Below are 19,783 nucleotides of genomic sequence, written 5' to 3' on the forward strand. Positions count from 1 at the left end.
CCGGTTCGCTAGAGTGAAGCCCAACGAATAACCCTTCTCCCCACAGGAGGCCGGATGCTGGCGGAGACCCCGTCCGGTTCCGATCAAAGAGTGAGCGACGCGGCCGATGGGCCACAGAACGTTCACCCTTTGGCGCCGCAGCGGCAAGTGCTGGCAGACAGCGTCTATGAGGCCATCAAGGCAATGATCATGGATCATGCGATCACGCCAGGGGCCCGCGTAGGTATAGACGCCCTCTCGCGCCACCTCGAGGTCTCACCCACCCCCGTACGTGAGGCTCTGGCACGACTGGAGTCCGACGGTCTGGTGGTGAAGCGGTCCCGGGCCGGCTACCGCGCCACCGAACTCCTGACTGCGCAGGGTCTGGAGGAACTGTACGAGATGCGGCTCCTGCTGGAACCGACCGCCGCCGCTCTCGCCGCGAGCAACGCCGACGAGCGACAGCTCGACCGGCTTGAACAGCTCGTGGAAGCCATGCGCAGCCAACCGGGAGCGGACGGCCCCTACGCCGCGTACCGCGAATTCGCGGCCCTCGACCAGCGCTTCCACGATCTCCTAGCCGAAGCCGCCCGGCGCCCCATGCTTGCGGACGCGGTCGAGCGGCTCCACTCCCACCTGCACATCTTCCGGCTCAGCAGCATTCCGGGGATCGGCGAACCGACCCTCGCCGAGCACGAACGGATAGTCCGCGCTGTTCTTCGCCGCAGCCCGGACAAGGCCTCTGAGGCGATGGCGGAACACCTGAAACGCAGTCTGGAACGACAGCGCAGCCAGAATCGTGGCGGGAATATCATGAATTAGGCCCCGGCATGAATGCGGCGGTAACGTAGCGTTGTCTACGAGAGCGGTATTCGCCGCGGAGTAGGAGGAAGCCGGCTCGGCCGTACATCTGCCGCTTCATGACTTGGACCTAGGTGTTCGCGCCCTCAATGGCAGGCCGTCGGCATGCGCGCCGCGCCCTAGCAGAGCCGCCAGCCGCCCGTACCGGTTCTCGATGCGCGCGGCCAGGATCGGCAAGAAGGGACATGAACGCAGACGACAGGAACCGTCTGGCCCGGGCACGCGTGGCAACCAGGCTTCCAGCCCAGAACCAGGGCGGCCGTAGGGGCGTCGGAGTGCGGGGTGGGCGACGTCGGGCGGCGCGGCTCTGATAGAACCGTCAGGTGGTGATAAAGGCGGAGGGCCCGAGGAACCGGCTTGGCGAGCGTCTGGGCAGGGTGTCCCCGCTGACCGCCGTGGGCATCGCAGGGCTGCCGCTCGCGCTGCTCGGGCTGTTTGTGGCCGCGGTGCTGCCGAATGGGTGGGCGTTCGCCGCGTTCGCGGCGGCGAGCTACCTCGCAGAGCCCCCCGCGCTGCGCCGGATCGTCGGCTCGATGGACCCCCTGGGCCGGGTGTGCGTGAGCGTCACGGCTGGTTCGGTGGTCCGGGGCGCGTCAGCGCTCGTGCTGCTGGCCCGCCTGGGGGAGGCCGGGACAGACACGTTTGTCGTCGTCGTCTTCGGCTTCCTCGCGCTGCAGGTGCTCCGGGTGGGTTTCGCGGCGCTTCTGCTGTTCGTCTGGTGGTGTCGACGACTGCCTGTGGTGACCCGCAATGTGGACTTGTCCGTGCTGCGGATCCCGAACGCACCGCCACGCAACCTGATGGATCTGCACCGCGGGCCACTTGCGCTCGTAGACCTGCCGGTGATCGCGGGCGTGGCGGTCGCCGCGGTGGCGGACCTGCGGTGGGCGGTGGTCGGCGCCGGGATCGCGGTGCTTGCCGGCCTCGTCACGGCCGGGTGGCTGGCCTGGCACGCGTGGCGCGCGAGACATCTGGCCAACAAGGGCGCCGTGCTGCGGGCAGTGAACGAACAGCTGCGGGCCTACGCGCCCGAGGTCCTCGTGTACTTCTCCGGGGCAATGGAATCGGCCTACCAGCTCAACGGATGGCTGCCGACGCTGGACCGGCTGGACCGGCGGGTAGTCATCGTGTTGCGCGAACGCGGGATGCTCCCCAGGCTTGATCCGACGTCCCGGCCTGTGGTGTGCCTGCCGCTGGGGAACGATCTGACGGCCTTCCGGCTGCCGAGCGCGCACGTCGCACTGTTCGTGGCCAACGCCGCCAACAACACCCACCTGCTACGCCAGCCCGGCTTCCGGACGGCGTACCTCGGTCACGGGGACAGTGACAAACCCACCAGCTTCAACCCCTTCACCAAGGTGTACGACGAGGTGTGGGTCGCCGGGCCGGCGGGGCGTGAGCGCTATGCGCGATCACGGGTCGGCGTGGCCGACGCGGACGTCGTCGAGGTCGGCCGCCCCCCGTTGTGGCCGGTAGACACCCTGGGCGCCGGTCCCGTCTCCCCGATGCCGACGGTGCTGTACGCGCCGACCTGGGAGGGCTTCCACGGCGATCCGGGCGCGGCGACGTCCCTGATCGGCATGGGACCGGAGATCGTCCGGAGGCTGATGGAGCGAATACCGCGGGTCCGCCTGATCTACCGGCCGCACCCGCTGACCGGCACCTTGAACCGGCGGGCGCGCGCGGCGCATGCCGAGATCCTCACGATGATCGACCAGGCGAACGTCGCCCGGGACGCGCTACCCGAATTCCAGCGCCGGGCCGAGGACGAGCAGAGGGAGAGAGCCGCGAAGGCGGTCCAGATCCCGCTCCTCGCACGCCGCCTGGAGGAGTTGCGACAGCCGAGCAGCGGGCGGGGAGACGAGGCGCAGGCCGCGCGCGACGCAGGATCGCCTGCCCTGCCGCCGGGCGCCGCCTGGGACTCGGCAATGGCTGCCTGGCAGGACGCCTACTGGGAGGGCGAGGGCTGGTGGCGGCACCGCGTCGCCAGTGGGTCCTCCCCCAGCCTGTACGACTGTTTCAACCACGCCGAACTGCTCATCGGTGACGTGTCCGGGGTCGTGACGGACTTCCTTGTCACCGACAAGCCGTACGCCGTCACCAATCCGGCCGGCCTCGGCGCCGAGCAGTTCCGCGAGCGCTATCCGGCGGCAGCGGCCGGCTACCTGCTGGGCGCGGATCCCGCCGAACTCGACGAGATCCTGGACCATCTGGGCACGGACGGGGCCGATCCGCTGGCCGACGAACGCCGACGGGTGCGGAGCCACCTACTGGGCCCGTTCGAATCGGACACTCTCGCCCTCTTCGAACGGGCCCTGGACAGGCTCCTGGCTCGCGCCGCAGCCGAGACGGGTCACGAGGCCCCGGTAGTCCCCTCCGACAAACCAAAGCGCTGAGACCGTCGTCGGTGGCGGTGGCGGTGGCGGTGGCGGTCAGACCGTCTCGCCGAGGAAAACCCGCCGCACCACCCGTTCCGCCGCGTGGCCATCGTCGAACACGCAGAACCGGCGACGGAATTCGGCTCGCACCTTGGCCGCCGCGCCTGCGCCGGCCTCGCCGGAGCGGAACGCCTTGACGAGTTGGTCCTCCGTCGTGGCGACGACTCCTGGCGGCTGCTCCATCAGGTCGAAGGTAACGCCGCGGGTGCGTCGGTAAGTCTCCCAGTCCGGCGCGTAGATGACGATCGGCCTGTCGAGGTTGGCATAGTCGAACATGATCGATGAATAGTCGGTCACCAACACATCAGCTGCCAGGCACAGGTCCTCGACGACGGGGTACGCCGACACATCGATCACCCGTGCCTTGCCGTTGCCGCCCTGCTCGGCGGCCGCGCCCGTGCCGTCGACGTCGTAGTAGTGGGCACGGAGAAGGAGCACATATTCCGGCCCAAGCTCGGCTGCCAGTCGGGACGGATCCAGCAGCGGCTCGGAGCCTGCCGCGTACTCCCGGTGAGTCGGCGCGTACAGGACCGCAGTCTGCCCAGACGCGATGCCGAGGTCGGCGCGGATGCCGGCGATCTCCTCCGGGCCGGCGCGGAAGAAGCGATCGTTACGCGGATATCCGGTTTCCAGCAACTCGTATTGGCCAGGGTAGACGCGCTGCCACACCTCGGAGGAGAGCGGGTTGGCCGAGACGGTGAAGTCCCAGCGCGAGGAGTGCTCGCGCAGCCGCGCGAAGTTCATGTCCTGCGCGCCGACCGGGTATCGCTGCTGGTCCAGCCCCATGGCCTTGAGCGGGGTACCGTGCAGCGTCTGCACGTGCACCGACTGGCGGCGCTTGGAGACCGAGTGCGGGAAGTTGACGTTGTTGACCAGATACTTCGCGCGAGCCAGCGCGCGCAGGGAGCGCAACGACCCGGCCACCACGTGGTCCACCCCGGCGGGCAGCGAGTCGACCGCGTCTTTCCGCACCACCCACACCCCGTGAACCTCCGGGACCAGTTCCCGCGCCGCCTCGAAAATGGCCCGCGGATTGCACGCGTAGCCGCGGTACCAGTAGGCGGCGTAGACGGCCAGCCTGTCATCGAGGGGAAGACGCTTGTGCATGTGGTAGTAGAGCAGCGACGGTACCGTGCGCGCTCGGCGGCCCGTCTTCCGTCCGGCGCCGACCGCCCGAGCCACTGCCTGACGTGACGTCAGGCGTATTCGGTTCACCGGAAGCAGCGCGGAGAACAGCCGGAAGGCATCGCGCTCCACCAGACGGAACTTCGTGCCGCGGGCGCCCGGCGGATAGGAGTACTGCGGGGGACGGAACCGGGCGAAGTGCTCGGCCATCCGGCTGAAGAACTCCCGCCGCCGGGCTGCCGGCACTCGGCCGGCGTCCTCGATGATGGTGGTGTAGTGCCAGATCGCCCGGTCGAACATCTGCGCGCGGAAATCCTCGACCGCCGCGCCCCGGTCGTCCAGAAAGCCGAAGATCTTCTCGTACTGCCCGAACACATCGAAGTGCCGGTCGCTGACGGTGGCGGTTATCGCGCCCTCGCGCCGCTCGCGGTAGAAATAGCAGACCTGGTCAAGCAGCGCGATCCGCTGGGCGGCCATCAGAATCGGATAGGTGACCGGAAGGTCCTCGTAGAGTCCGCGCCCGAAACGCAGGCCCAGGTCGGCGAGGAAGTCGCGGCGGATCACCTTGTTCCAAGCGGTCATCATCAGCTGGAGCACGCTCGGCCGGGAACGCAGATCCAACACATCCGGCGGCGGTGGTTCGCTCAGCAGGTGCCTGCGCGGATTGGACTCGACACGGCCCGACGGAAGCACCCGTGCATGGTCGACGAAGAGCACGTCGGGGCGGCTCGAAGCCAGCCTGCCGGCGATCGCAGCCAGTGCTTCGTCGGCTATCCAATCGTCACTGTCGAGGAACCAGACGTACTCGCCACGTGTGCGCTCGAACCCTGCGTTGCGCGCCTCACCGAGGCCGACGTTGCGCTCCAGGTGCACCACCCGGATCCGCGGATCGCTCTGCGCGTACTCGTCCAGGATCGCCCCGCACCCGTCCGGCGAGCCGTCGTCCACAGCGACGACCTCGAAGTCGGAAAACGACTGCCCGGCGATCGCGTCCAGGCACGGCCGCAAGTAGTCCTCCACCTGGTACACGGGGAGGACGATGCTGATCATCACCTCGGCCGTCTGTGCTGCGGCTCTGGGTTCCGAGGTCATGCAGGTTCTCCGATCGAGTCAAGGCCGTTTGCGGCGCCGACGCTGGGACTTGGATGCCACGCGAGCACGGTCTCTGGCGTCACCGGGGAGACGCGCGCCCAGCGCCGCCGGGGTGAACGATCCCTTTCGAGCGAGAGCGGCCGCCGTCCCGGCCGAGGCCGGGACGGGCAGGCACCCTGGCGAACCGGTGATGCTCTGGCAGCGCCGGGCGAGCAGAGCGGGGCGGCGGCCATTGGGAGGGGGAGCGTTCGATGACCAGGAGGGCGGCGTCGTCGGCAGGGTGCTTGCCGACCTGAGTCCTCTCGACGGAGATCCATATGCTTGCGCCACGTCCTGTGGGATGCATATCCGGTAGTAATGGTTCCATCGAGAGCCCCGCGGCTTGCGAGCTCGGTTCAGGCGAGCCTGACTGGCACAACCATCTTCACCTGCTGTGCCGGAGCTGCGGAGCGGTCAAGGATCTCGACTGCGTCGTGGTGCATCCGACCTGCCTGGATCCGGTGGACGACGCCGGTTGCCTGGTCGCAAGGCCGATGTCACGTTCTGGGGACTGTGCCCGCGGTGCCGTCCGGAGGCCGGCTAGGGCCTGTCCGGCCGATCTCCGTGGGAGAAGGAGCGGGGTCTGGCGCCTGCGATCGCAAGGTGGTGGGGGCACTCTCCCCCAGACTCCGTCCGGGGGGACCCCCACCAGCCTTCGGCCGGTGGGGGTGCCCCCGGCGAAGCCAGGGGGAGGACCCCCACCCAGCCGCCAGGCTGGGGGAGGCACGCGACGCCGCGGAGATCGACCGGACAGGCCCTAAACGCGCGGGCACGCTCACCGGCTCACCCCCTGCATCGACCGCGGCCCTCTCGACGTCGCGCTGGAGGCGGACGATGTCGGGATCCTTGGGACTGAGGACGTCCAGGTCGGCCGGCGCGGGCCGACCTGGACGTCATGATCAGACGAGGTCGAACCGGTCGAGGTTCATGACCTTGTCCCACGCCGCGACGAAGGCGTTCACGAACTTCTCCTTGGCGTCATCGCTCGCGTAGACCTCCGCGAGCGCACGCAGCTCGGAGTTCGACCCGAAGACGAGGTCGGCACGGCTGCCGGTCCACTTGACCTCGCCCGTGGCGGCGTCGCGACCCTCGAACGTGTTCGCGTCCTCCGACGTCGCCTTCCACGTCGTACCCAGGTCGAGCAGGTTGACGAAGAAGTCGTTGGTCAGGGACCCGGGGGTCGTGGTGAGGACGCCGAGCGACGACTGCTGGTAGTTCGCGCCCAGGACGCGGAGTCCACCGACGAGGACCGTCAGCTCGGGGGCGCTCAGGTTCAGCAGGTTCGCCCGGTCGAGCAGCAGGTACTCGGCCGGCAGCCGGTTGCCCTTACCGAGGTAGTTGCGGAACCCGTCGGAGGTCGGCTCGAGCGCGGCGAACGACTCCACGTCGGTCTGCTCCTGCGACGCGTCCACGCGGCCCGGCGTGAAGGGAACCTCGACGTGGAAGCCGGCGTCCTTGGCGGCCTGCTCGACGGCGGCACCACCGGCGAGCACGATCAGGTCGGCGAGCGAGATCTGCTTGCCGCCGGTCTGGGCGGCGTTGAAGGCCTCCTGGATCCCCTCCAGGGAGCGCAGCACCTTCGCCAGCTGGTCGGCCTCGTTGACCTCCCACCCGCTCTGCGGCTGGAGGCGGATGCGCGCACCGTTGGCGCCGCCGCGCTTGTCGCTGCCGCGGAAGGACGAGGCGGACGCCCATGCGGTCGACACGAGCTGGGACACCGACAAGCCGGAGGCGAGGATCTGGCCCTTGAGGGAGGCGATGTCCTCGGCGTCGACGATCTCGTGCGTCACCGCGGGGAGGGGGTCCTGCCACAGCAGCGTCTCGGCCGGGACCTCCGGGCCGAGGTAGCGCACGATCGGGCCCATGTCGCGGTGGGTCAGCTTGAACCACGCCCGGGCGAAGGCGTCCGCGAACTCGGCGGGGTTCTCCAGGAAGCGCCGCGAGATCTGCTCGTAGGCCGGGTCGATGCGGAGCGCGAGGTCGGTCGTCAGCATCGTCGGGGCGTGGCTCTTCGACTGGTCGTGGGCGTCGGGCACGGTGCCCGCCCCGGCGCCCTCCTTCGGCCGCCACTGGTTCGCACCCGCGGGGCTCTGGAACAGCTCCCACTCGTAGCCGAACAGGATCTCGAAGAAGCTGTTGTCCCAGGTGATCGGGGTGTTCGTCCAGATGCCCTCGAGACCGCTGGTGATCGCGTCGCCACCCTTGCCGGTGCCGAAGGAGTTGCTCCAGCCGAGGCCCTGCGCCTCGAGCGGGGCGGCCTCGGGGTCGGCGCCCACGTTGTCCGCCGGGCCCGCGCCGTGGGTCTTTCCGAAGGTGTGGCCGCCCGCGATCAGGGCGACCGTCTCCTCGTCGTTCATCGCCATCCGTCGGAACGTCTCGCGGATGTCGCGGGCCGCGGCGAGCGGATCCGGGTTGCCGTTCGGGCCCTCCGGGTTGACGTAGATGAGGCCCATCTGGACCGCGCCGAGGGGGTTCTCCAGCTCCCGGTCGCCGGTGTAGCGCTCGTCGCCGAGCCAGGTGGTCTCAGGACCCCAGTAGACGTCCTCGTCGGGCTCCCAGACGTCGGCACGACCGCCGCCGAAGCCGAAGGTCTCGAAACCCATCGACTCGAGGGCGACGTTGCCGGTGAGGATCATGAGGTCGGCCCACGAGAGACTCTGGCCGTACTTCTTCTTGACCGGCCACAGCAGGCGGCGGGCCTTGTCGAGGTTCCCGTTGTCCGGCCAGCTGTTGAGGGGCGCGAAACGCTGCTGGCCGGCACCGCCGCCGCCGCGGCCGTCGCTGATCCGGTAGGTGCCCGCGCTGTGCCACGCCATCCGGATCATGAACGGGCCGTAGTGGCCGAAGTCGGCCGGCCACCAGTCCTGCGAGGTCGTCAGCACCTCAGCGATGTCTCGCTTCACGGCCGGGAGGTCGAGGGTCTTGAACGCCTCGGCGTAGTCGAACTCCTCGCCGAGGGGGTTGGCCACGGCGGGGTTCTTGGCAAGGATCTTCAGATTGAGCCGCTCCGGCCACCACTGGCGGTTTCCGCCGCCCTGAGTCGGGTGCAGGGCGCGCCCGTGCGCGACCGGGCAGCCACCTCCGCCCTCCGTCTTCGCGTCTACGACGATTGCATCATGGTTCTCAGACATAGGAATCCTTCCGGACCAGGCGGATCACGGTGCTCAGGAACTGCGGGCGGTGGAACAGTCAGGACACAGGCTCCAGTAGATGACCTCGGCCTCGTCGATCGAGAAGCCATGGTCGTCGGACGTGGTCAGGCAGGGGCCTCGCCGACCGCGCAGTCGACGTCAGTGACGACACGACGCGTCCCTCGAACCGGGCCGGGCGGCCGGCCGGTTCGATACGGCGGTCGAGTCCCGCCGCGATGCGCGCGTGAAGGGCCTCACACACGACTTGAAGGGAGATATGGCCCACGCGATCGCGCACCCGGAGGCGATCGCCTCGACGCCGAGGTGGTCACCGTCCCGGACGGTCTCCGAGCAGCACGACGCGGGCGGCCGTCACCCACAGGCCGTCACCGCGCAACTCCTCGGCGGTGGTGGTCCCGTCACGTCTCTGTCTCTCCTGCCGTACTGGAGTCTTCCTGTCCCTTGGCCATCGCCGGAACTGATCCTACGATGGACTGAGTCCAAGTCAAGAAGTGCGCCAAACCCATATCCAATCCCGGACGTCCACTGGGACTTCGGGTATCCCACCGAACCTGAATAGGTGAACCGATTTGAGTGACCTGCTGGAGCGACTGCGAGGGCGTGGCTGGCGAATGACCTCCCAGCGGCGTGTCGTTGCGGAGGTCCTCGACGGCGACCACGTGCATCTCACGGCCGACGAGGTGCACGCCCGCGCGGCACATCGTCTGCCCGAGATCTCCCGGGCGACCGTCTACAACACCCTGGGCGAGCTGGTCTCCCTCGGTGAGGTCATAGAGGTCTCCACCGACGGCCGCGCCAAGCGCTACGACCCCAACGCACACCACCCGCACCAGCACCTGGTGTGCTCCAACTGCGGCACCATCCGCGATGTCCACCCGACCGGCAATCCGCTGGCCGACCTCCCTGCGGAGGAACGGTTCGGCTTCACGGTGTCCGAGGTCGAGGTCACCTACCGCGGGTTGTGCCCATCCTGCGTCTAGCTCCGTACTTCGCGGGTCACCCGTTCAGTTGGCTCCCCTGGGAGTGCACGACCGAGTGTGACCGGTCGGGTGATCGACGTGTATCGAGTCGGCGCGAGGAAGCATGAATGTCGATCGAATCCGATCGCGCCGCAGCTTCGGGGAGCGGCCCGGTTCACCTGAATCAGCCACCCGCGAAGTACGGATCTAGCGCAGCACCGCATTGAGTGCCGGCGGCGGCGTGCAGGATGGTGCCGACGTGAACCTGGCTGCCCTCGCCGTCGCCGGATCCGCCGCCACCGCGCAAACTGGGTCGAGCCGGGCGGCCTGGAAGCGCCATGGGGTGGTGTCGGTGCACTGCGTACCACGCGGCACGGTTGGACTGGGCGGGCGGGCCGCGCCGGATACCGGACGGTGCCGATGACGGCGCCGTGGCTGGCTGTCGAGATTGGGGCACGGCCGCCTGCGCCGCGCCACGGAGGGGCGGAGTGCAGGCGGCCGTCGGGGGCGGATTCAGCTGATGGTCGCGATGCCGTCGGTGGTGATGGTCGGGCGGCCGGAGGTGCCGACCACAACTATCTTCAGAGTGTGTTTGGCGGAACCGGACCAGGTCTTGGTCCAGATCGCCTGCCGGTAGAGGGTGGTGGAGGACTTGAGGTCCACCGTAGTGATCTTGGTGCCGTCGACGTAGATGTACGCCTGACCGGACGACGAGGAGCGGGAGACGATCCAGGACACCGAGCGGCCGGTGAAGGCCCAGCTGATCGAGGCCTTGGCGGCGGAGGAGCTGTAGGAGTAGCCGCCCAGGTAGTTGGTGCTGCTGCGCCTGGTCCAGGTGCCGGTCCTGGTCGTGGAGGTCTCCTGGACGATGTGCGGGGTGCGGTACACCGAGGTGCCGGCGGTGTTGCCGGCGACGTCGTAGGCCTTGAGCGCGAACAGGTCAGAGGTGGCCGGCTTGGCGCTGGTCGACCAGGAGGTGGTGGTCGGGCCGAAGGTGGCCGTGCTCGGCGAGGTCGCCGTGACCTTGGACAGCGCCGCGTTGTCGGCGGCCTTCCAGCCCACGGTGACCGGGACCACGGTGGAGCTCACCGTGCCGGTGCGCAGCCGGACACTGGGGGTTGCCGGGAAGGTGGGCGCGGTGGTGTCGCCCACCAGGGTGAGCGCGGTGGACGTGGTGGTCGAGCCGGTGATGTGGGTGGCTCGCACCTGGACGGTGTGCTGACCGGCGGTGACGGAGATTGCCGCGGAGAAGGTGCTGCCGGAAGTGTGCTTGACAGCCTTTCCGTCGACCAGGACGTCGAACCCGGAGATCACCGCGGACGGTGTCGCGGCGGACCAGGCCACGTTGGCCGCGCCCTTGGTGTAGTAGCCGGTGCCGGACTTGGTCGCCCCGCCGGACATTCCGGTGATGCTGAGCCCGCTCACCGGGCCGGCCGCGTAGGAGCGGATGGTGCCCAACTGGGCGTAGAGCTGGTTGCCGGGGCAGTCGGTGGCGAAGCCGTTGCGGTGCCCGGAGACGGCGTGGAAGGAGTAGCTCGTGCCCTGGGTAAAGCCGTGACTGTCGGAGGCTCCCTCGGTCAGGGAACCGGTGCCGGTGCTCGGATTCTCCCCGTACATGCCGAACTTCCAGGCGGCGATGCGGGCGATGGAGCCCAGCATGGCCTTGCTGGGAGCGGCTCCGGGGAACGTGCTGGCGGTGGAGTCGCCGCCGCTGAAATCGGTGTAGGTGCCGATAGCGGCCACACCCATGCTGTTGGTGTTGAATCCGTAGGTCTGGGCGCCGACGATCGGCAGCGCCATGCCGCCGAAGCGGCCCTCGAAGATGGTGCCGCACTTGTCGACCAGGAAGTTGTAGCCGATGTCACGCCAGGCCTGGCGCAGGTGCTCGGCGTAGATGCCGCGCACGATCGCGGGCGAGTCGGAGCAGGAGTAGCTGTTGGTGGTGTCCGTGTGGTGGACGAACATCACCTTCACGGCCGTGCCGTACGTCGGGTAACCGGATTCGCGGGCGCATTCGTTGGCGCCCCAGCCGGCCCGGGTGACGACGGTGGGTGCGGCGATCGTCGAGGTGGTGGGGGCCGGTAGTGGGCTCGGCTGGGTCTGCGTGGCCGACGCGGAAGGGCTGCCAGATGCGGCGGGGCAGGACGGGTACGCCTGGGCCAGTGTCGGGAGCTGCCCCGGCCACGGGCTCGCCGACGCTGTGGGCGAGGCGGACGTGGATGCCGGGGCCGGGGCGGAGGTGGTGGGCGTGCTCGCCGGTGCCGAGACCGTGGCGTCCGAGGGGGAGACCGGGGCCGTCGCGGCCGTGGTGTCCGAGGGAGTGACGTTGTTGGACGGCGTGGTGGTGCCGGTCGGGCTGCCGCTGTCCGACGGAGTGATGGAGGTGGTGCCGCTCGCCGTTCCGGACGGCGGGGGACTGTCGGTCGTGGTCGCGGCCATAGCGTATCCGGCCAGCCCCAGGCCGGGCGTAGTGGCTCCGGTGGTGCGAGCCTTGCCCGGGTCGATGAGGTCAACGGTGAGACCGGCCGGCAGCGTGGCCTCGCCGCGTGCGGCGACCACCCGGACCTGCACTCCGTTTGAGGCGCCGGCCCACATGGGCGACATACCGCCGCGTACCCCGGGGCGGTCCAGTTCGGCGGGATCCGGTATCTCGTCGGGCTGCGCCATGGCCAGCCACCGCGTCCAGGTGCCGCTCGCGGCGGACCGGGTGCGCACCTCCACCGTGCCGCGCAGTTGGGCGTGCGCGCCGGGCCAGGTGACGCCGACCATGCTGAACGGGGCCGTGGACCGGGCCGCCAGCGACTTCACCGATGCCGTCGCCCCGGTGAGGGCGAGGGAATGCACGGACGTCTTGATCGGTGCCGTCCCGGCCGATGCGGCAGCCACGCCGCCGTCCGATGTGCTCGACACGAGGGCCGCCACTCCGGCCCCGCCCAGTACGACGGCCCCCAGCGCCATCCAGGTACGGGCTCTCAGCCCCTTCCGCCGTCTGGCTCCGTCAGTCCGCTGTGAATCCATTGCCCAGCCTCCGAACAGGGATTTCCGGCCACATGCCGAAAGCGGGGGGATCATATGACTCGCAACCTCACGCGTACGCCGAGGTTCATCCACGATGTGGTTGGTCGCGGACCGGCGTGCGGCCGGCCGGTGTGCTCCCCGCAGAAGGCCGCTGACCAGCCAACCGCTTGGCCCTGGGTGACACGGCGACGCACAGTACCCCCCGCTCGGCGGCCCGGATAACGCGTACGAAATGCTTACGGAACGTTCACAAGACGCGTACGACCAGCCCCGCTCTCGCCCCTCCTACCTACCGGGCTACGGGCCCGCCCGTGCCTGTAACAAGCCGGAGCGCCACGTGGGACCCACGCCGCCCGCTGGGCGGCATCGATCGCCGACAGTCACTGACCGGCCGTCAGGTCCGCGGCTCGGGCGTTGCACGCGCCGCCGGGGCCGACGCCGGCCCACATGACCCGGAGGAGGCCGTTGGCCGGGATGGCGCATGATGTCGTGAGTGCAAAGACCACAGGGGTATGGCATAGACGACGGTGAAGCGGGTGCGGGGGTGGGCGCCACGCCCCCGGATTCCGATCGCAGGGCGGAACCGGCGGGCATGTCGGCCGTAGTGCGCGCGGCCCAGGGCGGGGACGAGGAAGCGTTCCAGGTGGTGTTCCGAGCTCTCCAGCCTTGGCTGTTGCGCTACCTGTACGTGCTGGTCGGCGACGACGCCGAGGACGTGGCGTCCGAGACGTGGCTCCAGGTCGTCCGCGACCTCGACGCTTTCCGGGGCGACTTCGACGGTTTCCGCGGCTGGGTCGTGACGATGAGCCGCAACCGCGCCCTTGACCACCTGCGTAGCCGTCGCCGCCGTCCCCGCGGCGACGTACCCGTCGAGTATCTGACCGACCTGCCTGCCGGCGAGGACACGGCCGGGGCCGCCCTGTCCTCAGCGGGCATCAGCACTGCGCTCGGCCTGGTCGCACGGCTTCCCCGTGACCAGGCCGAGGCGGTGCTGCTGCGCGTGGTCATGGACCTTGACGCCGACACCGCGGCACAGGTGCTGGGAAAACGTCCCGGAGCCGTACGCATGGCTGCGCACCGGGGCCTGAAAATGCTCGCCAAGCTGCTGGAACAGTCCGCGGCAGGGCCGGCGGAGCCTGCGACACCGCCGCCGCGAAAACCCGGGCAGAAAAGTTCCCGCGAGGGTGTGACACGGACGAAGTCGCCGACGCTGAAGGACATGAGATGAGGATCCACCGGTTCATGCGGATGGACCGGGCCACCGTCGAGAAGCTGCTCGACGGCCGCCCGCTCGGTCCGGACGCCGGTCATGACGCGCTCGTCGACCTGCTTGCCACGCTCGCGGCCCCTCCGGCCGACGGCGAACAGGCGGGCGAGAGCGCGGCTATGGACGCGTTCCGGAAGACACGTCTCAACCCTGTCCAGCACTCCCGGAGTAGGCCCATGACCACCGCAGCACAGGCGCGGCGCCGCAGCGTGAAGGCGCTCGTCGCCGCACTCGCTGTCACCGCCGTGAGCGGTGTGGCCGTCGCGGCGGGTACGGGCCACCTGCCTGGTGTCAAGGGCGGCAACTCCGCCGTCGCCTCGCCGACTCCGGGCCGCACCACCGGCGCGCCGAACGCCGGCGGGGCGACCGCCACGGCGGACGCCGACCCGGCCACCACCGCCCTGTGCGAGGCCTACGCCGCGAGCACCGGGGCCGACCGTGCCAAGAAGCTGGCCGGCCCCGCGTTCTCGGGCCTGGTCCGCGTGGCGGGCGGTAAAGGCAAGGTCGCGGCCTACTGCGCCGCCGTCCTGCACGGTAAACACCACGCCGCCAAGGACACCAAGACCCCGGGCCACGCGGGAAGTTCCGCGAAAACCAGCAAGGCCGCCAAGCCGACCCACGGCCCCGCGACCGCTCACCCGAGCCATTCCCCGAAGGCCACGAAGACCAGCGGCGCCGCGGCCAAGCAGGCCAGCGCCGCCGCGACCGGTCACCCGAGCGGTACCGGGTGACCGCCCTGATCCCGGACGGGCGGTGGGCCTACTCCCCCGGTAGCCACCGCCCGTCCGGTCCCCGCCGCGCCGAACCGGCGACCGGCCGCGGGCCCGTACAAGCTCCGGACCGGCAGAAAGCGTCCCTCCAAGGGCTTCCTCTCGTCCGGACCTGCGCACCGGAGCACGACGGCAGCCCGCCCTCTTCCGCACCCGATCCGGCCCGCCGCAGCGAACCCCACACGTTCGCGCCCCGCCTGCTGGGACCACGCCTGTGAGCGACGACACGATCAGCATCCTCCCGCCCGCCGACAGCACCGACAGCACGCTTGTGTTCCCGGTGCCCACCACAGGCCCGGGATCCGAGGAGACAGGGAGCGCGCCAACCGCGACAGGGAGCGCGCCGACGGCTGGACCGGTCTTCGTGGACGCTACGGGGCGGCGCCGGCGCCGGGTCCGCCGCGTTGGCCTGACCCTGCTGGTCCTCGCCGCCGGGTACCTCACCCTGGTGGTCAGTACCGCGCTGGGCGGCCCCACCGTGGATGCGCCGTTTCTGCCGCTTCCCGCCCCGCCAGACGGCACCGAGCGGCATGCCTCCGGGCATGCCCCGTCCGTGAAACACCGGACGGCCCCGCGCTCCGGCGGCAAGGCCGGGTCCGGAAGCCGACTGCCGGACAGTGCTGTGAACGCCACACAGTCCGGTTCCGCCGCCTCGTCCGCCTCATCCGTTTCGGCGTCGCCCTCATCGGTGTCCTCGGCTTCGACGAGCGCCTCACCGACCGGATCCGCTTCTGCCGGCCCCTCGGCCTCACCGAGCCCAGGGCAGACCACAGCCGCACCGACCGCCAACGGCAAGAGCCACGCCAGCACGGCCCCGGGCGCTTCCCACCGGCCCGTCAAGTCCTGATCGAGCCCGCCACGTTCTGACAGGACGGAAGAGGAAGACCTACCCGTGAGCCGCGATCGCAGCCGCACACCCGCCCGCCGGGCCAACGCCCGCGACGTACCGCTGCGCACCCACTGGCTGGTGCTCTGCACACTCGTGGTGACCCTGGCTGTCGCCTTGGTGCTGCAGGGCTACAGCCGGCACATGTTCAACGACGCCGCCGACGGGACGGCAGCCCCGCCCGGCCCCTCCGCTTCGGTGCCCGCCACCGTGGCCCACGGCGGCCCCGTGGTGGCCGCAGCCGGCGACCGGCCGCACACCGCCCGCCCCAAGGCCCGTACCATTGCGCTCACCTTCGACGACGGCCCCGACCCGAAGTGGACACCGCAGGTCCTCGACGTCCTCCGGCGCAACCACGTGCACGCCACCTTCTTCGTCGTCGGCACCCTGGCCGCCCAGCACCCCGAATTGCTGCGGCGGATCGTCGCCGAGGGCCACCAGGTGGGTATCCACACCTTCACCCACGCCGAGCTGGCCACCCTCCCACCCTGGTACCAGTCGCTGGAACTGCGGCAGGCACAGCTGGCGGTAGCCGGCGCCGCCGGGGTCACCACCTCACTGCTGCGGCCGCCCTATTCCTCGGGCAACGACGCCGTGGACGACGCTGCCTGGCGCAGCATGCAACGCGCCGGACAGCAGGGCTACCTCACCGTACTCACCACCCAGGACAGCGAGGACTGGCAGCGCCCTGGAGTGACCCGCATCATCGCCAACGCCACCCCGCACGGCACGGCCGGCCAGATCCTGCTCATGCACGACGCCGGCGGCGACCGCTCCCAGACCATCGCCGCCCTGCGCATTCTGCTGCCCGAACTCAAAGCGCGCGGCTATCACTTCGCAACCGTCAGCGCCGCGGTCGGCATGGCCGACCCGGTCAAGCCCGCGGCGACCGGCGACCACTGGCAGGGGCTCGGCCTGATCTGGGTGCTGCGCAGCGGCGACCTGGTACTGACCGTCCTGGACTGGCTGATGCTCGCGGCCGGCGCCCTGAGCGTGTTGCGCGCGGTCGCGGTGCTGGTGGCGGCCCGCAGGCACAGCCGAGCCCGCCGTAGCCCGTGGGGCCCGCCGGTCACCGCGCCCGCGTCGGTCATCGTGCCCGCGTACAACGAAAGCGCCGGTATCGAGGCCGCGGTCCGATCGCTGGTCGCCTCCGACCACCCGGTGGAGGTCATCGTGGTGGACGACGGCTCCACCGACAGCACGGCCGACCTGGTGGAGTCACTCGGACTGCCCGGTGTCCGCGTGATCCGGCAGCGCAACGCCGGGAAACCGGCCGCCCTCAACACCGGTATCGCGGCCGCCTCGCACGACCTGCTGGTGATGGTGGACGGCGACACGGTCTTCGAACCCGACGCCGTACGAATGCTGCTGCAGCCGTTCGCCGATGCCCGTGTGGGCGCGGTCTCCGGAAACGCCAAGGTCGTCAACCGGGGCGGGCTGCTGGGCCGCTGGCAGCACATCGAGTACGTCGTCGGCTTCAATCTGGACCGCCGGCTGTTCGACCTCGGCCAGTGCATGCCCACTGTGCCAGGCGCAGTGGGCGGCTTCCGCCGCAAGGCAGTGCTGCGGATCGGCGGGGTCAGCGACGACACCCTGGCCGAGGACACCGACCTGACGATGGCCCTGTGCCGGGCCGGCTGGCGAGTCGTCTACGAGGAGCGCGCCAAGGCGTGGACCGAAGCCCCGGCCTCCCTCGGCGCCCTGTGGAAACAGCGCTACCGCTGGTGCTACGGCACCTTGCAGGCCATGTGGAAACACCGCGGCGCCCTGCTGCAGCGCGGACCAGCCGGCCGGCTCGGCCGCCGCGGCCTGGGCTATCTGCTGCTCTTCCAGGCGCTGCTGCCGCTGCTCGGCCCGGTGGTGGACGTCTTCACGGTATATGGACTGATCTTCCTCGACCCGGTGCGCATCATCGGACTCTGGCTGGCCTTCGTGCTGGTACAGGTGGTGATGGGCCTCTACGCCTTCCGGCTGGACCACGAACGGCCCGGCCCGCTGTGGAGCCTGCCGCTGCAGCAGTTCGTGTACCGGCAGCTGATGTACCTGGTAGTGGTCCAGTCGGTGTTCACCGCCCTGGCGGGCACGCGGCTGCGCTGGCAGCGAATGGAACGCTACGGCAGCCTCCAGGTCCCCACCGGCCCGACTCCGCCGCCCGCGGTTCCGGTACCGGCCGTGCCCACCGCCCTCGCCGACACCCGGCTGCACGAGGCACACACCGCCCCCCAAGCCAGCGAATGACCGCCGGCGTCGGCCACCTGACCGGAGGAGATCCAGATCATGCTCAGCTCCGGCGACCTGGTCCTTGCGGATCTCGAATGCCATCGCCCCCCTTGAGCTGGGGTGTTGCAACGACCACTAGAACCTGAGTGCGCCTACGCTGCCAACCCCCGCAAGCCGCTTGTCAGGCGTGCGGCCGCTAACGCGGCAGCCCGAGCACGACAGCCCCGCCGGGGCCCACCAGCCCAGGGCCCCGGCACTCACTCCGGTGTGGCCGGGCTGCGCCGGTGGCTTCCCGCTGTCGCGGCGGGAGGAGCGTGGTGCGGACCGGCGGCCGGTGACCCGCAGGTGTGCGGTCAGCTCGGGCCGGAGCAGTCGACCTTGTGGAGGGGGGCCGGGGGCCGCTCCCTTGAAGGAGCACCGCCGCCATGCGTCTGGACCCCCGCCGCCCCGCCCTGTGTGTCGTACAGGCCACCATCACCAACGGCTCCGCGCTCAAGCGGGCCGGTCGAAGCCGAGACAACGAGGCCGAAACGGACCGGCTCCGGGCGATCTTCCAGCAGCTACTCACCCAGGAGCGGTCGTTCCTCGGCAAGGGAGTTCGCGCCGTCGATGACGAGCACTTGGCCGGTGATGAAGCCGGCCAAGGGAGAGGCCAGGTGGGCGACGAGAGCGGCGACCTCGTCCGGGCGGCCGGGACGGCCGACCGGCGTCGCCCGGCCCATGGCGATCTCGTGGAGGCTGGAGGACTCGGTGGCGATCCACCCCGGTGCGACGGCGTTGGCCGTGATGCCCTGGCCGGCGACTTCAAGGGCGACGGATCTGGTGAGGCCGGTCATCCCCGCTTTGGCGGAGTGGTAGGCGGTGTCTCCTCGGTAGGCCTGCAGTACTCCCGATACGGAGGCGATGTTGACGATCCGACCGTAGCCCGCCTCCAGCATGGGGTGCAGGCCGGCCCGGGTGACGAAGAAGGCGGTGTCGAGGTTACGGGCCAGCGACGCGTGCCATTGCTCATCGCTGAGTCCGGTGATCCCCTCGGGTTCGGCAGAGTCGGTTACCGAAGTCATCCCCGCGTTGTTGATCAGGATGTCCAGCCTGCCGAAGCGGCTCAGAGCGCAGTCAATCAGCCGGTTCGCCTCAGCCGCGATGGTCAGGTCGGCGACCGTTGCGCACGCCTCGACACCCAGCGTCGCGAGTTCGGCGACCCGCTGGTGAATGCGGTCGCTCGTCGACGTCATGACCACGCGGGCACCCATGGCACCCAAGCGCGCCGCACATGCGAAGCCTATGCCGGAGGCGCTGCCGGCACCCGTGACCACCGCGACCTGTCCACTGAGCTCATTGCCTGGCGTCATCGGATCTCCTGGAGTGCGGTGTCGAACATGTCCACGAAGAAGTTAGCGCTGTCGCGGGTCAGGCACAGCGGCGGCTTGATCTTCAGCACGCAGAGGCGGTCGGAGGTCGGCTGGACGATGACCCCCAGTTCGCGCAGGTGCTCGCACACCGCTGCCGTCCCCTCTGGCGCAGGGGTGAGCTGCTCGCGATCGCGTACGAGCCCGACTCCGACGTAGAGACCGGTGCCGTGCACCGCGCCTATGAGTTCATGCCGGTCCGCCAGTTCGAGCAGCCGGTACCGCAGGTGGGCGCCTACCATGCGCGCATTCCCCTGGAGTTTCTCGTCGCGCGCGATGTACCAGCACAGTGAGGCCGACCACCGCGCTGACCGGGCTGCCTCCAGCGCAGGAGAAGAAGTAGCCCTGGGAAGCGGTAGCGCTCGGCGATGTCGCGGCGGATGATGACGGCTCCCAGTGGGTGTCCGTTGCCCATCGTCTTGACGACAGTCACGATGCCCGGGAGAACGGAGAGGTCACCGACGTGGATCGTTGCCGGAAACGTCCTCGAAGCCTGATCGTCCGACGCTCCTCCCATGCCGTCAAGCTTCTCATGAGGAGCCGTGCGCTGGTCCAAGGTGTGGTCACG

General features: G+C 69.9%; 11 protein-coding genes and 1 pseudogene. 6 read left to right on the plus strand and 6 right to left on the minus strand.

Annotated features, from left to right (window positions below; all coding sequences use genetic code 11):
* The first annotated feature begins 54 nt into the window (after window positions 1–54).
* Entirely contained in the window at window positions 55–801 is a 747-nt protein-coding gene (locus EFK10_RS10145) for a GntR family transcriptional regulator (RefSeq protein WP_127355401.1), read from the plus strand.
* 362 nt (window positions 802–1,163) lie between these two features.
* The gene (locus EFK10_RS10150; protein ID WP_127355402.1) at window positions 1,164–3,236 is read left to right on the plus strand and encodes a hypothetical protein; all 2,073 of its coding nucleotides are present in this window, start codon (window positions 1,164–1,166) and stop codon (window positions 3,234–3,236) included.
* 36 nt (window positions 3,237–3,272) lie between these two features.
* Here EFK10_RS10150 and EFK10_RS10155 read toward each other — a convergent pair whose 3' ends face one another.
* The 3 genes and pseudogenes from EFK10_RS10155 to EFK10_RS10165 all read right to left on the minus strand — a co-directional run bounded on the left by EFK10_RS10155 (window position 3,273) and on the right by EFK10_RS10165 (window position 9,041).
* Complete coding sequence (locus EFK10_RS10155) at window positions 3,273–5,495, minus strand: bifunctional glycosyltransferase/CDP-glycerol:glycerophosphate glycerophosphotransferase (protein ID WP_206305388.1); 2,223 nt, start codon at window positions 5,493–5,495, stop codon at window positions 3,273–3,275.
* A gap of 938 nt (window positions 5,496–6,433) precedes the next feature.
* The gene (katG, locus tag EFK10_RS10160; RefSeq protein ID WP_127355403.1) at window positions 6,434–8,665 is read right to left on the minus strand and encodes a catalase/peroxidase HPI; all 2,232 of its coding nucleotides are present in this window, start codon (window positions 8,663–8,665) and stop codon (window positions 6,434–6,436) included.
* Window positions 8,666–8,698: 33 nt separating this feature from the next.
* Window positions 8,699–9,041: pseudogene (locus EFK10_RS10165) on the minus strand (Fur family transcriptional regulator).
* 214 nt (window positions 9,042–9,255) lie between these two features.
* On the opposite strand from EFK10_RS10165, the gene EFK10_RS10170 reads away from it, so the two are divergent.
* Window positions 9,256–9,666: a Fur family transcriptional regulator gene (locus EFK10_RS10170; protein ID WP_127355404.1), complete on the plus strand. Its 411-nt coding sequence runs from the start codon at window positions 9,256–9,258 to the stop codon at window positions 9,664–9,666.
* 492 nt (window positions 9,667–10,158) lie between these two features.
* Here EFK10_RS10170 and EFK10_RS51980 read toward each other — a convergent pair whose 3' ends face one another.
* Window positions 10,159–12,603: a peptidoglycan recognition protein family protein gene (locus tag EFK10_RS51980; RefSeq protein WP_265737491.1), complete on the minus strand. Its 2,445-nt coding sequence runs from the start codon at window positions 12,601–12,603 to the stop codon at window positions 10,159–10,161.
* A 652-nt stretch (window positions 12,604–13,255) separates the two neighbouring features.
* Between EFK10_RS51980 and EFK10_RS10180 the strand changes: the two genes are divergently transcribed.
* The 3 genes from EFK10_RS10180 to EFK10_RS10190 all read left to right on the plus strand — a co-directional run bounded on the left by EFK10_RS10180 (window position 13,256) and on the right by EFK10_RS10190 (window position 17,824).
* Window positions 13,256–13,891 carry an RNA polymerase sigma factor gene (locus EFK10_RS10180; RefSeq protein ID WP_127355406.1) on the plus strand — a complete coding sequence of 212 codons (636 nt, stop codon included), beginning with the start codon at window positions 13,256–13,258 and terminating at the stop codon, window positions 13,889–13,891.
* Window positions 13,888–14,661 carry a hypothetical protein gene (locus EFK10_RS10185; protein WP_127355407.1) on the plus strand — a complete coding sequence of 258 codons (774 nt, stop codon included), beginning with the start codon at window positions 13,888–13,890 and terminating at the stop codon, window positions 14,659–14,661. The genes EFK10_RS10180 and EFK10_RS10185 overlap by 4 nt, the downstream gene beginning before the upstream one ends.
* Window positions 14,662–15,592: 931 nt before the next feature.
* A complete protein-coding gene (locus EFK10_RS10190) occupies window positions 15,593–17,824 on the plus strand; it encodes a bifunctional polysaccharide deacetylase/glycosyltransferase family 2 protein (RefSeq protein ID WP_240677119.1) in 2,232 nt (743 codons plus the stop codon).
* A 542-nt stretch (window positions 17,825–18,366) separates the two neighbouring features.
* On the opposite strand, the gene EFK10_RS10195 is transcribed toward EFK10_RS10190, so the two are convergent.
* Both EFK10_RS10195 and EFK10_RS49850 read right to left on the minus strand, forming a co-directional pair.
* Window positions 18,367–19,158 carry an SDR family NAD(P)-dependent oxidoreductase gene (locus tag EFK10_RS10195; RefSeq protein ID WP_127355408.1) on the minus strand — a complete coding sequence of 264 codons (792 nt, stop codon included), beginning with the start codon at window positions 19,156–19,158 and terminating at the stop codon, window positions 18,367–18,369.
* On the minus strand, window positions 19,155–19,457 hold the full coding sequence (locus EFK10_RS49850; RefSeq protein ID WP_240677120.1) for an aminotransferase class III-fold pyridoxal phosphate-dependent enzyme: 303 nt from the start codon (window positions 19,455–19,457) through the stop codon (window positions 19,155–19,157). Before EFK10_RS49850 ends, EFK10_RS10195 begins: the two co-directional genes overlap by 4 nt.
* Window positions 19,458–19,783: the final 326 nt, after the last annotated feature.

This window comes from Streptomyces soli (assembly GCF_003999195.1).
Classification (GTDB): domain Bacteria; phylum Actinomycetota; class Actinomycetes; order Streptomycetales; family Streptomycetaceae; genus Actinacidiphila; species Actinacidiphila soli.

Bases quoted from the DNA above. Each gene is read 5' to 3' on its own strand.
- EFK10_RS10145 (WP_127355401.1), top strand. From the start codon at position 55: ATGCTGGCGGAGACCCCGTCCGGTTCCGATCAAAGAGTGAGCGACGCG.
- EFK10_RS10155 (WP_206305388.1), bottom strand. From the start codon at position 5,495: ATGACCTCGGAACCCAGAGCCGCAGCACAGACGGCCGAGGTGATGATC.
- katG (WP_127355403.1), bottom strand. From the start codon at position 8,665: ATGTCTGAGAACCATGATGCAATCGTCGTAGACGCGAAGACGGAGGGC.
- EFK10_RS51980 (WP_265737491.1), bottom strand. From the start codon at position 12,603: ATGGCGCTGGGGGCCGTCGTACTGGGCGGGGCCGGAGTGGCGGCCCTC.
- EFK10_RS10180 (WP_127355406.1), top strand. From the start codon at position 13,256: ATGTCGGCCGTAGTGCGCGCGGCCCAGGGCGGGGACGAGGAAGCGTTC.
- EFK10_RS10185 (WP_127355407.1), top strand. From the start codon at position 13,888: ATGAGGATCCACCGGTTCATGCGGATGGACCGGGCCACCGTCGAGAAG.
- EFK10_RS10195 (WP_127355408.1), bottom strand. From the start codon at position 19,158: ATGACGCCAGGCAATGAGCTCAGTGGACAGGTCGCGGTGGTCACGGGT.
- EFK10_RS49850 (WP_240677120.1), bottom strand. From the start codon at position 19,457: ATGGTAGGCGCCCACCTGCGGTACCGGCTGCTCGAACTGGCGGACCGG.